This window comes from Streptomyces sp. AC627_RSS907 (assembly GCF_019049165.1).
In genome coordinates, this window is sequence record NZ_JAGMUE010000054.1 from 1 (window position 1) to 12947 (window position 12947).

Annotated in this window: 12 protein-coding genes; 5 read left to right on the plus strand and 7 right to left on the minus strand. The window is 69.0% G+C overall.

Annotation, left to right across the window (positions count from 1 at the left end; all coding sequences use genetic code 11):
* Nucleotides 1-260: 260 nt before the first annotated feature.
* Nucleotides 261-557 carry a transposase gene (locus KUM32_RS15125; protein ID WP_374227516.1) on the plus strand — a complete coding sequence of 99 codons (297 nt, stop codon included), beginning with the start codon at nt 261-263 and terminating at the stop codon, nt 555-557.
* Nucleotides 558-627: 70 nt separating this feature from the next.
* Complete coding sequence (locus KUM32_RS15130) at nt 628-1473, plus strand: IS3 family transposase (protein ID WP_302185148.1); 846 nt, start codon at nt 628-630, stop codon at nt 1471-1473.
* Nucleotides 1474-1597: 124 nt separating this feature from the next.
* On the opposite strand, the gene hemA is transcribed toward KUM32_RS15130, so the two are convergent.
* The gene (hemA, locus tag KUM32_RS15135) at nt 1598-2836 is read right to left on the minus strand and encodes a 5-aminolevulinate synthase (protein ID WP_217142398.1); all 1239 of its coding nucleotides are present in this window, start codon (nt 2834-2836) and stop codon (nt 1598-1600) included.
* A 374-nt stretch (nt 2837-3210) separates the two neighbouring features.
* Between hemA and KUM32_RS15140 the strand changes: the two genes are divergently transcribed.
* Entirely contained in the window at nt 3211-4776 is a 1566-nt protein-coding gene (locus KUM32_RS15140) for a fatty acid--CoA ligase family protein (protein WP_217142399.1), read from the plus strand.
* Nucleotides 4773-6323: a long-chain fatty acid--CoA ligase gene (locus KUM32_RS15145; protein WP_217142400.1), complete on the plus strand. Its 1551-nt coding sequence runs from the start codon at nt 4773-4775 to the stop codon at nt 6321-6323. The genes KUM32_RS15140 and KUM32_RS15145 overlap by 4 nt, the downstream gene beginning before the upstream one ends.
* A 51-nt stretch (nt 6324-6374) precedes the next feature.
* Here the strand turns inward: KUM32_RS15145 and KUM32_RS15150 are convergent, their stop codons facing one another.
* On the minus strand, nt 6375-7172 hold the full coding sequence (locus KUM32_RS15150) for a thioesterase II family protein (RefSeq protein WP_254405591.1): 798 nt from the start codon (nt 7170-7172) through the stop codon (nt 6375-6377).
* 805 nt (nt 7173-7977) lie between these two features.
* Here KUM32_RS15150 and KUM32_RS15155 point away from each other — a divergent pair.
* Nucleotides 7978-8280, plus strand: a complete 303-nt coding sequence (locus tag KUM32_RS15155) for a transposase (RefSeq protein ID WP_217142401.1) — start codon at nt 7978-7980, stop codon at nt 8278-8280.
* Between the two features lie 204 nt (nt 8281-8484).
* Here KUM32_RS15155 and KUM32_RS15160 read toward each other — a convergent pair whose 3' ends face one another.
* From KUM32_RS15160 to KUM32_RS15180, 5 genes are all read right to left on the minus strand, one after another.
* Nucleotides 8485-9570, minus strand: a complete 1086-nt coding sequence (locus KUM32_RS15160) for an HAD family hydrolase (protein ID WP_217142402.1) — start codon at nt 9568-9570, stop codon at nt 8485-8487.
* Nucleotides 9571-9582: 12 nt separating this feature from the next.
* Nucleotides 9583-10680 carry an acyl-CoA dehydrogenase family protein gene (locus KUM32_RS15165; protein ID WP_217142403.1) on the minus strand — a complete coding sequence of 366 codons (1098 nt, stop codon included), beginning with the start codon at nt 10678-10680 and terminating at the stop codon, nt 9583-9585.
* Entirely contained in the window at nt 10673-10939 is a 267-nt protein-coding gene (locus tag KUM32_RS15170; protein ID WP_217142404.1) for an acyl carrier protein, read from the minus strand. Before KUM32_RS15170 ends, KUM32_RS15165 begins: the two co-directional genes overlap by 8 nt.
* Nucleotides 10936-11790, minus strand: a complete 855-nt coding sequence (locus KUM32_RS15175; protein WP_217142405.1) for a 3-hydroxyacyl-CoA dehydrogenase family protein — start codon at nt 11788-11790, stop codon at nt 10936-10938. The genes KUM32_RS15170 and KUM32_RS15175 overlap by 4 nt, the downstream gene beginning before the upstream one ends.
* A 114-nt stretch (nt 11791-11904) precedes the next feature.
* On the minus strand, nt 11905-12573 hold the full coding sequence (locus KUM32_RS15180) for an O-methyltransferase (RefSeq protein WP_217142406.1): 669 nt from the start codon (nt 12571-12573) through the stop codon (nt 11905-11907).
* Nucleotides 12574-12947 lie beyond the last annotated feature (374 nt).

Here is a 12947-nt window from a genome sequence, read left to right on the forward strand (position 1 = left end):
CACCCTGAGCGCAGCACTGGTTCAAGCAGACGCCTTGGTGCGCATGAGGGCAGGTCAACTGTTGGCCTGGCACGCGTGCTGATCGGCAGTCAGTGGTGGCGGTATCAGAGGCAAGATGTGTGTCGAGGCTGGTCAGAGGATGCTTCACCGCATTGTGTGGCTCGGTATGTCTGCGCTCTGTGAACCGTTCCGGGTTCGGTAGGGACTCGATCATTTGAGAGGATCGAGTCAGGGCACGTCCTTCCCTGTACCCGCTTGAGCTGCGCCGTCGTGCGGTGCGGATGGTCGCCGAGGTGCGGCCCGACTACGACACCGAGTGGGCCGCGATGAAAGCGGTCGCGGCGAAGCTCGGGATCGGCACGACCGAGATGCTGCGCAAGTGGGTGCGGCAGGACCGGATCGACGCCGGCAGCCGGCCGGGGACGACGACGGAGGAGTCTGCCGAGCTGAAGCGGCTGAAGAAGGAGAACGCCGGGCTCAAGCGGGCGAACGAGATCCTCAAAGCCGCGGCGTCTTTCTTCGCGGCCGAGCTCGACCGGCCACACGCACGCTCGTAGCCTTCATCGACGAGCACAAGGACCGCTTCGGCGGCGTCGAGCCGATCTGCCGCGTGCTGACGATGCACGACTGCAAGATCGCCCCTGCCACCTACTACGCCCACCCCACACACGCCGGACCGCGCCGTCCGCCAGGACCGTGCGGGACGCCGAGCTGAAGGAGCACATCAGCGAGGTCTTCGAGGCCAACTACCGCGTCTACGGGGCGAGGAAGATCTGGCGGGAGCTGAACCGGCAGGGCCAGGACGTGGCCCGTTGCACCGTCGAACGCCTGCTGCGCGAGCTCGGTATCACCGGCGCGGTCCGCGGCAAACGCGTGATCACCACGCTGCCCGGCGGCCAGGCCGGGCGGGCTCCCGACCTCGTCGACCGCAACTTCGTCGCCGGCGCCCCGAACCGCTGCTGGGCCGCGGACTTCACCCATGCCAGAACGTGGGCCGGCGTCGTCTACGTCGCCTTCGTCGTGGACACCTTCTCCCGCCGGATTGCCGGCTGGTCGGCCGCCACCGCGAAGGAAACGGTCTTCGTGCTGAACGCCCTGGAGATGGCGATCTGGCAGCACAGCCGTGGCCAACATCCAGTTCAGGCGGGCAAGTTGGTCCATCACTCCGATGCCGGGTCGCAATACACGAGTGTCCGGCTCGCCGACCACCTGGAGGCCGCCGGCATCCGCACGCCAGGTGAGGCGGGGGCACGCGTGACCGCGCCGCGCGGGCGGCACCGTGACGGGCCGGGCACTCCACGGGAGTCCGGCCCGTTCTCCGGATGCGCGGGGGTTCCGGGATCTGTGTGTCGAGTACGAGGGACCGGCCGGACTTGCCTTCCGGCCGAGGCGCATGTACTGCGAGCCTTCCGGCAGCCTTCGGCGATGTCCGTGTCCTGGTCGTGGGGCAGGACCCCTGGCCATGGTCCGTGAGGAAAGCGCCGTTCGTTTCCGCCGTACGTGCGTGAAACGTCGGAGGCACACCGTCCTCCCCAAGAACCGGAGGCCACACATCTGGCCGGCGTAGCCGTGGCCCGCACATCTTGACGTGGACAGATCAAAGGGCGGCCGGGGTCGCCGGCGCGCGGGCGGAGCCCAGTTCCTCCCATACCTGGCTCAGAGCGTCGACGAATGCGCGTATGTCGTCGGCGGTGTGTACGGCTCCGGGGGCGACCCGCAGGATCTCCTCACCGACCCGCACGCTCGGCGCGTTGATCGCCTGCACGTAGATTCCGTGCCGGTCGAGCAGCAGCGCGGACATCCGCTTGCACACGGCCTCGTCCCCCACCATGACGGACACGATGTGCGTCTGGTCCGAAATGTAGGGAATGCCACGCTCGTTCAGCAGTCGGTGCATCAACTGCGCGCTCGACCAGAGCTGTTCCCGCTCGACCTCGGAGGACCGCAGATGGTGTACGGCTGCCAGGGCGCCGGCGGCCACGGCCGGCGCCAGCGCGGTGGTGAAGACGAAGGAGCGGGAGAACATGCGCACCGCCTCGATGATCTCGGCGGGCCCGGCGATGTAGCCGCCGGTGGTACCGAAACCCTTGGCCAAGGTGCCCATGATGACGGTGAAGTCGTCGGCGATGCCCTCCCGGGCCGCGATGCCGGCGCCCTCCGGGCCGTACATGCCCACCGCGTGCACCTCGTCGAGGTACGTCATCGCCCCGTGGCGCTTGGCGATGTCGGCGATCTCGGACAGCGGGGCGATGTCGCCGTTCATCGAGTACACGGACTCGGCGACGATGAGCTTGGGGACGTCGGGGTCGGCCGCCGCTATCAGTTCTTCCAGGTGAGCGGGGTCGTTGTGGCGGAAGATCTGCTTCTGGGCGCGGCTGTGGCGCAGGCCGTCGATGATGGACGCGTGGTTGAGGGCGTCGGAGAAGACGACACACTTCTCCAGGCGGCCGGCGATGACGGACAGCGCACCGTCGTTGGCGGTGTAGCCGGAGGTGAACAGCAGGGCCTCGTCCTTGCCGTGGAGCGCGGCGAGCTCTCTCTCCAGCAGCACGTGGTAATGGTTGGTGCCGCCGATGTTGCGTGAGCCGCCGGCGCCGGCGCCGTGCTCGTCGATCGCATCCTTCATGGCTTTGAGCACCGCGGGATGCTGGCCCATGCCGAGGTAGTCGTTGCTGCACCAGACGCTGATGCTGTCCCGGCCGGCCACGGGTCCACTGCCGCGGACGCTGGCCGCGGGGAAGCTCCCGGCGAGCCGTCCGATCTCCAGGAACTCCCTCTTTCCCCCGTCGGAGTTTTCTGTGAGGCGTGCAAAGAGATCCAGATATTGGGTCGTCACGTCTACTCGCTTCGTTCCAGGCCGTCTGAGGCCACATGCAACTACGGGCAACCGCGCATAACTGGCTGAAACCGCACGGCTATGACTGGATTCTGCTTGTCCCCGGCGCCGGCGCGAACGTGTCACTGGCGAAATCGCGCGGGAGCGGCCTCACCATTCGCAATGCAGGGGTAGGGCATGGAGGTAACGTCTGTATATCATCGGCTCCGGCAGGCATTCAACTCGCTCAATGCTCCCGGGAGTTGGGAACTCGCCAACAGCAGCCGAGCTCACCGGTCGCACGCCCAATGGTTACCGCAAGTGGGTTGTCGCGCTTTCGCGCGATCATGTAAGTCTGCACTGACCGATAAACGAACCAGCATGGTGGGGTAACGATGTCCTCGAACGAGAATTACGTCCGCCGGGTGCTTGAGGCGTTGGCCTCCGACCCCGACCGGATTGCCCTGTGGAGGGATGGTGAAGAAGTCACCGCGGGCCAGTTCTCCAGGGCGGTTCTCACGGCAGCGGAACTTTTGCTCCGGCACTTCACAGAACATCGAGACCCAAGTACGGAAGGCAAGGACCCGGTTGTGGCGGTGCTGACCGTCACCAACAGTCCGGCGACCATCATCCTCCGCTACGCGGCCAACCTGGCCGGGGCCACCCTGGTCCACCTGCACTCCACGAACGCGGTGGACCCCACCGACCAGCTGGCCGCCGCCGCCCGGCTGGACATTCTCAGCAAGACCGGGGCGGCCTTCCTCGCCGTCGACAAGGAGAACCTCGACGCGGCCCGAGAGCTGTGCCACCGGCTGCCCGAGCCACCGCGTCTCGCCGCCCTCGGTGCCCTCGGTCCCGATGTCCTGGACCTCTCGTCGGGTGACCCGGACGCCTTCGGCCACGACGCCGTCGAGGCCGACCCCGAACAACCGGCCGTGGTGATCTACACCAGCGGTACCAGCGGACGTCCCAAGGGTGTCACGCAGCCGTACCGACTCCGCCGTGCCAACCTCCAAGTGGCCCTCCAGTCCCCCGAACCCATCGTGTACCTGTCGACCCTGCCGGTGAGCAACTCCAGCGGCTCCGCCGTCGACGTCGCGCTCGCCTCCGGCGGAACGGTCGTCCTGCACGACGGGTTCGAGGCGGGCGAAGTGCTGCGGGCCGTGGCACAGCACCGCGTCTCCACGCTGACCATCACCCCGCCGCAGCTGTACATGCTGATCGACCACCCCGACACCGCCACCACCGACCGTTCGAGTATCAGGCTCATCACCTACGTCGGCTCCCCCGCGGCCCCCGCCCGACTGGCCGAGGCGGTCGAGGTGTTCGGCCCGGTGTTGCTCCAGCTCTACGGGACCACGGAAGTCAGCGGCATCAGCATGCTGATGCCGCAGGACCACTTCGACCCGGAACTGCGCCGGACCGTCGGACGTCCGACCACGGAGATACGCATCCGCGACGTGGACGACGGCCGTGACCTGCCGCCCGGCGAGATCGGCGAGGTGTGCGTGCAGAGCCCGTCCACCATGCTCGGCTACTGGGGCGAACCGGAGCTGACCGCCGAGATCATCCGCGACGGCTGGGTGCACACCGGCGACCTCGGTTCCCTCGACGAGAACGGCTTCCTGCGCCTGCACGGCCGCATGGGCGAGGTGATGAAGACCAACGGCATCAAGGTCCACCCCACGGATGTGGAGAACGCGCTGCTGACCCATCCGGAGGTCGCCCAGGCCGCGGTGTACCGCGTGGTCGACGAGGACCGCGTGGAGCACATCCACGCCGCCGTCGTGGTGCGGCCGGGCGGCACCGCCGACTCCGGGACGCTGATCGGCCACGTCGCCGCCGAGCTGTCCCCGAAGCACGTACCGGCCGTGGTGACGTTCCACGACGCGCTGCCCCTCACCGGTGCCGGCAAGCCGGACAAGCCGGCGCTGACCACACGGCGCAGCGGTGCGGCATGACCCTGACCGCCGCGTCCATACTGGCCGAGTCCGCCGAGCGGCGCCCCGGCCACCCCGCGCTCGTCTTCGGCTCCGAACGCATCACCTACGCCGAGCTCTGGCTCGCGACCCGCCGGTACGCGGCGGTGCTGAGGGACCACGGTGTGCGCCCGGGCGACCGGATCGCCCTGCTGCTGCCGAACACACCGCACTTCCCGATGGTGTACTACGGCGTGCTGGCGCTCGGTGCCGTGGTGGTCCCGGTGCACGGCCTGCTGCGCGCCGACGAGATCGTCCACGTGCTGGGCGACTCCGAGGCGAAGGCCATGGTGTGCGCGGCCCCGATGCTGACCGAGGGCGCCAAGGCGGCCGAGGCGGCGGGGGTTCCGCTGCTCACCGTCCTGGTCGGGAACGGCGAGGGTGACGACGGCCCGGCACGCCTCGACGTGCTCGCCGAACGGGCGGAGCCCCTGGACGGTCTGGTGCCGCGCGCGCCCGACGACTTGGCCTTGGTGCTGTACACCTCGGGCACCACCGGCCGGCCCAAGGGCGCCATGATCACCCACCTCAACCTGGTGATGAACGTCAGCACCACGATGCGCTCTCCGTTCGACCTCGGCCCCGAGGACGTGCTGCTCGGCTGTCTGCCGCTGTTCCACACCTTCGGCCAGACCTGCGGCATGAGCGCCTGTTTCCTGGCCGGCGGCACCCTGGTGCTCATGAACCGCTTCGACGGCCCCGGCGCGCTCGACCTCATGGCCACCGAGGGCTGCACGGTGTTCATGGGCGTCCCGACCATGTATCTGGCCCTCCTCGACGCCGCCGCTCACGACGCCCGCCGCCCCGTGCTCGACCGCGCCTTCTCCGGCGGTTCGGCGCTGCCGGTCAAGGTGCTGGAGGAGTTCCAGGAGGTCTACGGCTGCCCGATCTACGAGGGGTACGGCCTCACGGAGACCTCGCCGGTGGTGGCGTACAACCAGAAGGCGTGGCCGCGCAGGCCCGGCACCGTGGGGCGCCCCATCTGGGGCGTGGAGGCGGAGATCGCCGCCGCCGACGTGGAGGACCGTATCGAGCTGCTGCCGGCCGGGGAGACCGGGGAGATCGTCGTACGCGGCCACAACGTCATGGCCGGCTACCTCAACCGGCCGGAAGCCACCGCAGCCGTGCTGGTCGACGGCTGGTTCCGCTCGGGCGACCTGGGGATGAAGGACGCCGACGGCTATCTGACCATCGTCGACCGCAAGAAGGACATGGTGCTGCGCGGTGGCTACAACGTCTATCCACGCGAGGTGGAGGAGGTGCTGATGCGTCACCCGGCCGTCGCCCAGGTTGCCGTCATCGGTGTCCCCGACGACATGTACGGCGAGGAGGTGTGCGCCGTGGTGCGGACGCGGCCGGGCACGGATCAGGACGCGGCGCTGGCCGCGCACATCGTGTCCTGGAGCAGGCAGCGACTCGCCGCGTACAAGTACCCGCGCCGGGTGGAGTTCGTCGAGGACTTCCCCCTCGGGCCGAGCGGCAAGGTACTGAAACGCGAACTCGCCGCCCGCTTCGCCGGCGGCGGCTGACCTGAACTGCACGGCCTCACGTCCGGTGCGTGCACCCTTCCCGGGCCCGGATCAGCGCTCGGCGCCGGTCCGGGAACGCTCCTGGAACCCCGTCACGTCCTCACGCAGTGCCGCGATCACCTGCTCGCTCTGCTCGGCGAGGTAGAAGTGACCGCCGCTGAACGTGCGGATCCGGAAGTCCGCGCGGGTGTGCTCCGCCCATCCCGCCACCTCCTCCTCGTGCACCTGGGGATCGGCGTCACCGGTGTAGACGTACAGGGGGCAGCTCAGTGCCGGTCCCGGCCGGTACACGTACCGCTCCACCGCGGTGTAGTCGGCGCGGAGGGACGGCAGGATCATCTGCACCACGTCTTCGTCGTCCAGCAACGTGGAGGCGGTCCCCTGCAGTTCGCGTATTTCCGCGATGAGCCCCGCGTCGTCCCGCAGATGCACCGTCGTCCGGCGCACGCTGCCGGGCGACCTGCGCCCCGACACGAACAGCCCCAGCAACCGCCCGCCGAGCTCCGGCTCCATGCGCCGCGCGGTCTCGAAGGCGAGCGTCCCGCCCATGCTGTGCCCGAAGAACACGAGGGGCCGGTCGACGTGCTCGCGCAGCGCCTCGGTGATTCCCTCCACCAGCTCGTCGATACTGGTGAGCGCAGGCTCGGACCGGCGGTCCTGACGGCCCGGATACTGCAGCGCCAGCACCTCGGCACGGGGCGTCAGCCGAGCGGACAACGGGTGGAAGTAGCTGGCCGATCCACCCGCGTGCGGGAAGCAGACCACCGCGACATCGCTGTCCGGTGAAGGGTGTAACCGCCTGACCCAGTGTTGCCTCGGTTCCAGCAAGTCGGTCACTGATCCGTCCATTCCGTCGCGCTGACGGACGCGCCCGTCCGAAACAGCGCACTCCGATCTCGTTGAGGCCACGGCGCGGCACCGCTCGAAGGGCCCGTCGACAGGCTTCCGGCGGCGCCGTGAAAGGCGACTCCGAACTGGGGCGGGCGCTTCCCCGCTTCCGGCCTCCGCATCCTACGCCGCCCAGGGTGCCGCCCGGTGTCGGTGGTCGGACCGTCACCGGGGAACTCACGTATCCCCGACGTCACCGCTTTCCCACTGCCACCGCGCTCGCCCCGTCCGTGCCGAGGACGACCGCAGCCGCAGAACGTGCCGTTTCCCGGATGCGATGCTGAACCACCTGGTGTCGTCCGTCGTCATACAGGGCGGGCGGAGCAGCTGCGTCCGGTGACCAGCGGTTGTCCCGCCGCTGTGCCGCCCGACACCGCGAGAGCTTCGACGTGTCCCGGCGCCCTCACGGTGCATGTCTCTGTCTTGTTCCGGGCAGGAAGGATGCTGTCGTGCCTCGTCCCTCGTCCGCCGAGGAGGACGTCTTGGTCAGCGTATCCGGGAGAATCGTGCTTGACGACCTCGGCCTCGTGCCTGCGGGCGCGGCGTGCGCCGCCGACGATCGTGACGGTCCGGTCGGACCGCGGCACGTCGACACGACGGTAGCCGCGCACCGGACGCCGGACGGCATACGCGACCTGGTCGTGCACCTCACGCACCCACTGGACCCGGGTACGCCCCCGCCCGGGGGCCGGCACGTCCACCGCGTCACAGCGGTGGCCCGTCCGGTCGGGCACCTGTTGGCGCACGGCGCGGACGTCTCGTGGGCATGAGGCACTATCCGCCGCAGTTCAAGGCGGACGCAGTCGCGTTGTACCAGTCGCGGCCCGAGTCGACGATCCGGCAGGTGGCCGCCGACCTGGGGATCGATTCCGAGACCCTGCGGAAGTGGGTGCGGGCGGCCGGTGCGAACCGGCCTCGGGGACGCCGGGCGAAGAAGGCACCTGCCGGGCCCCCGACGCCGTTGGAGGCGGAGAACGCCGCCCTGCGCAAGAAGGTCCGCGAGCTGGAGAAGGAATGCGAGGTCCTGCGGAAGGCGGCGAGGTATTCAGCCAGGGAGACGCGCTGGTGAACCCTGTGCCCGAGCCGCAAGCGCCGCATCACGGCCGCTTCCTCCACAGCCTCGACCGGACGCGCTCGCGTCGCTCCACCCGCCCGCACGCGGCCACCGCATGGCAGGGCACGCCGACGCCCAGGACTCGCCCGGCTCGCCGCCGCGCCCCGCCATGCGCAACGCCGGATCGGCGTCAGCGAGCGAGTACGCCAGGGGCCGGTTCTACCGGGGCCTCATTCCGGTGAGGTCGACCGCGTCCAGTGACATCGTGGCCGGCCCGGGACGCGGTGCGGCGATCAGATGGAGACGCTGTACACCGGTGGTGTCGTCGGCCGGCTCCAGCGTGTTCCGGCACGCACAGGGCTGGTCGTCGAAGCCGGCGAACCGGTATGCGATCTCCATCATCCGGTTGCGCTCGGTGGCCCGGAAGTCAGCCGTCAGATGCACCCCGGCCGTGGCGGCCTGGTCGATGAGCCAGTTGAGGATGACCGAGCCGGCGCCGAAGGACACCACACGGCACGAGGTCGCCAGCAACTTGAGGTGCCATGCCTCGGGCATCCGGCGCAGGAGGAGCAGGCCCACCGCCCCGTGCGGCCCGAACCTGTCGCCCATGGTGACGACCAGCACCTCGTGCTCGGGGTCGGTCATCAGCCGGCGCAGGGCGGAATCGTCGTAGTGCACACCGGTCGCGTTCATCTGACTCGTGCGCAGGGTCAGTTCCTCGACTCGGCTCAGCTCGTTCCCGGTCGCCCTGCTGATCGACATCCACAGGTCGAGCGAGCGCAGGAAGTCCTCGTCCGCTCCTTTGTACTCCTCGCGCTCGGCATCCCGGCGGAAGCCGGCCTGGTACATCTGACGGCGCCGCATCGAGTCCACCGTGACGGTGGCCGGACTGAACTCGGGAAGGTCCAGCAGCTCCGTCAGCTGCCCGTCGTCGTAACAGCGCACGTCCGGCAGGTGGTAGGACACCTCGGCGCGCTCGGCCGGCGTGTCGTCGATGAACGCCATGGCGCTGTGGGCGAAGTCGAGCCGTTCGGCGACGGACCGGACCGAGTCGGACTTCGGCCCCCAGCCGATGTGCGGGAGGACGAAGTACTCGGCCACTCCCAGTTGTTCCAGGCGCTGCCACGCGTGGTCGTGGTCGTTCTTGCTGCACACCGCCTGCAGGATGCCGCGCCGGTCGAGTTCGGTGATCACATGCCTGGTCTCATCCGTGATCCGGACGTCATCGCCGTCCAGGAGGGTGCCTTGCCACAGCGTGTTGTCCAGATCCCAGACGAGGCACTTCACCGTCGTAGGTTCACCCATGACCGTCTCCTCCTACGAGCGTGACAGCACGTGCTCGGCCAGCATGACCTGGCACAGTTCATTGCTGCCCTCGATGATCTCCATCAGTTTGGCGTCCCGGTAGGCCCGGGCTACCAGGCAACTGTTGTCCGCGCCGGCCGAGGCCAGGACCTGGACCGCCGACGCGGCTCCCTGCGCGGCCTGCGTGGCACTGACGTGCTTGGCCAGGACGGTGGCGGTGACCGCGTCCGAGGCGTTGGCATCCCACAGGGCGCTCGCATGCTCACATGCCCGGGTGGCGACCTGCTCGGACACCAGCAGTTGTGCAAGGTGCCGACCGACCAGTTGGTGCTCACCGAGGGGCTTGCCGAACTGACGGCGTGAGCGCGCGTGCGCGCCCGCTGCGGCCAGGCAGGCGCGGAGAATGCCGACGCAGCCCCAGGCCACGGACATCCGGCCGTACGCCAGGACGAGGGTGATCAGCAGGGGGAGAGGCATGCCCGCGCCGCCCAGCACCCGCTGTGCCGGCACCCGGACGTCATCCAGCCGGATGTGGGAGTGTCCGGCGGCCCGGCAGCCCAGCGGATCGGGAACCCGCTCGATGGTGACACCGGGAGTGTCCGCGGGAATCACGACGGCCGCACCGCCGTCCCCGTACCGTCCGAAGAGCACGAGTTCGTCGGCGTAGAGGGCCGCGGTGATCCACGTCTTGGCACCGTTCACCACCACGTGGTCCCCGTCGCGTCGGACGGTGGTGCGCATCGAGGAGATGTCGCTACCGGCGTCCGCCTCGGAGAAGCCGACGGCCGCCAGCCGGCCCTGGACCAGCCCGCGCAGGAGGCCGGTGCGCTGCTCGTCGTCACCGAGTCGCTGAATGGCCCAGGCGGCCATGCCCTGCGAAGTCATCACGCTCCGCAGCGAGCTGCACAGGCTTCCGACGTGCGCGGTGAACTCACCGCCCCGGGCGCTGTCCAGGCCGAGACCGCCGTACTCCTCGGGAACCTGGGCGCAGAGCAGGCCGCGGCCGGACATCTTCCGTAACAGCTCGTGCGGGATCAGCCCGCTGCGGTCCCAGTGGTCTGACTGGTCACCGACCAGCTCGGTGACCTCGGCGGCGAGCCGGTCAGGCATCGATGCTCCCGCCCAGTCGTGTCACGAGCTGGACCATCGAGTCGACCGTCCGGAAGTTCTCCAGGCGCATGTCAGCGCCACCGATGGAGATGCCGAACGTCTTCTCCAGGTGGACCACCAGTTCCATGGCGAAGAGCGAGGAGAGTCCACCGGCCGCGAAGATGTCGACGTCGGGCTCCAGGCTCGTCCTGGTCCTGGCCTCGATGAAGGCCAGGATGGCCGACTGGATGTCCGTGGGCCGGTCAGTGGGGGTGGTCATGTCGCGCTCTCCTCGTACGTGTAGAAACCATGTCCGGTCTTCCGGCCGTGGTGGCCGTCGGCGACCTTCTGCAGCAGCAGGTCGCAGGGGCGGCACCCCTCGTCGCCGGTGCGCTTCAGCAGCACCCACAGGGAGTCGACCAGGTTGTCGATGCCGATCAGGTCCGCCGTGCGCAGCGGTCCGGTGGGGTGGCCCAGGCATCCCTGCATCAAGGCGTCGACGTCCTCGGCGGACGCCGTGCCCTCCTGCACCACCCGCGCCGCGTCATTGATCATCGGGTGCAGCAGACGGCTGGTGACGAAGCCGGGCGCGTCGCGGACCACCACGGGCCTGCGACCGACCGCGTGGAGCAGGCCGCGTACGGCGTCCAAGGTCGCCTCACCCGTGCGCGCACCGCGGATGACCTCGGTGGTACCGATCAGGGCCGGCGGGTTCATGAAATGGGTGCCGATCAGGTCGGCGGGGCGCCGCACGGCGTCGGCCAGCTCGTCGATGGGGATCGAGGACGTGTTGGAGACCATCGGAGTGCCCGGGGGGATGAGTGGGCAGACCTCGGACAACACCGTCTTCTTCAGGTCGGTGTCCTCGGTGATCGCTTCGATCACCAGCCGCGCGCCGCAGACCGCGGACACATCGGAGTGCAAGGTCACCTCACCCTGCTCCCGGCCCGGCGGCAGTGCGCCCATCAACTGGGCCATACGCAGTTCCTGCCGGATCCGGCCGGGGGCCCGCGTCAGCTTCTCCGGGGCGGTGTCCACCAGTCGTACCGGCAGGCCGTGGCCGGCCAGCAGTGTGGTGATCCCCACGCCCATCACACCGGCGCCGAGAACCGTGATCGGCTCGGTCGTCATCCTGTTTCCTGCCTTCTGTGGGTCATGGTTCGTGCTCGGCGGCGAGGTGAGCGCCATGGCGCCCGGCTCCGTCGACTGCGGGAACACGCCGCCGGTCCGGGTGGTGGCGGGCCCTCAGACGGTCCGTTTGCGGGCGAGGGTGACGCCGTCAGCCATCGGCAGAATGGACACGTCGACCCGCTCGTCGCCGTGCAGGAACGTGTTGAACTCGCGGATCGCGACGGTGTCGGCGTCCTGGGCCCCGGGGTCCACGACCCGTCCGAAGAACAGGGTGTTGTCCACCACCACCAGACCGCCGGGCCGCAGCAGGCCGAGCGACTTCTCGTAGTAGCCCAGGTAACCGCTCTTGTCCGCGTCGATGAAAACCAGATCGAAGTGGCCCTCCCCGCGTTCCAGGCGCAGCGCGTCGAGCGTCTCCCTCGCATCGCCGATCCGCAGCTCGATGCGGTCGTCGACGGCCGCCTTCCGCCAGTACCGGGCTGCGATGTCGGGCCACCGGTCGGTGATGTCACAGGTGGTCAGACGGCCCTCGGGCGGCAGGGCGCGTGCCATGCACAGCGTGCTGTAGCCGGTGAAGGTGCCGATCTCCAGAACGTTGACCGCGCCCGTCAGGCGCACCAGGAGGGCGAGCAGCTGGCCTTCTTCCGCCGACACCTGCATCGCGGCGCCCGCGGGCAGCTGCGCGGTGAACTCGCGCAGTTCGGCCAGTACTTCGTCCTCCCGCAGCGAGACCTCACGCACGTAGGCATGCAGGGTGTCGGAGACAACGAGCTGTTCAGCCATCGTCGATTCCCATCGGGGTGCGTCCATCCGTGCCGCGCGGACCCGGGTTGTCGGGGTGTGCCGGTCGTTCCGCCGGCCCGCGCGTGGCGCGAGACCGCGGTGACCATACCGGTCCCCAACACGCCAGCGAGACGCGCGTTGCTTCGGACCGAACTCCGATCAGTCTACGAGTTGCTCTGAACCGCCGACCGGCCGATTCAAGTATCGGCGAGGTGAAATGCTATGACGCCCGCCACATGGCGGTGACAGCACGTGATCGTCGTACGCGGTCGGTAATCGGAGGTGGCGGGCACAGCGGGTGAATAATGAGCAATTAACTGATGCCAATGGCACGCAATCGGACCGAAAGGACGTCAGGGCGCAACACGCGGTCT

Excerpts from the sequence above, each read along its gene's own strand:
- KUM32_RS15140 (WP_217142399.1), top strand. The coding sequence starts at position 3,211 with ATGTCCTCGAACGAGAATTACGTCCGCCGGGTGCTTGAGGCGTTGGCC.
- KUM32_RS15145 (WP_217142400.1), top strand. The coding sequence starts at position 4,773 with ATGACCCTGACCGCCGCGTCCATACTGGCCGAGTCCGCCGAGCGGCGC.
- KUM32_RS15150 (WP_254405591.1), bottom strand. The coding sequence starts at position 7,172 with ATGGACGGATCAGTGACCGACTTGCTGGAACCGAGGCAACACTGGGTC.
- KUM32_RS15155 (WP_217142401.1), top strand. The coding sequence starts at position 7,978 with ATGAGGCACTATCCGCCGCAGTTCAAGGCGGACGCAGTCGCGTTGTAC.
- KUM32_RS15160 (WP_217142402.1), bottom strand. The coding sequence starts at position 9,570 with ATGGGTGAACCTACGACGGTGAAGTGCCTCGTCTGGGATCTGGACAAC.
- KUM32_RS15165 (WP_217142403.1), bottom strand. The coding sequence starts at position 10,680 with ATGCCTGACCGGCTCGCCGCCGAGGTCACCGAGCTGGTCGGTGACCAG.
- KUM32_RS15170 (WP_217142404.1), bottom strand. The coding sequence starts at position 10,939 with ATGACCACCCCCACTGACCGGCCCACGGACATCCAGTCGGCCATCCTG.
- KUM32_RS15175 (WP_217142405.1), bottom strand. The coding sequence starts at position 11,790 with ATGACGACCGAGCCGATCACGGTTCTCGGCGCCGGTGTGATGGGCGTG.
- KUM32_RS15180 (WP_217142406.1), bottom strand. The coding sequence starts at position 12,573 with ATGGCTGAACAGCTCGTTGTCTCCGACACCCTGCATGCCTACGTGCGT.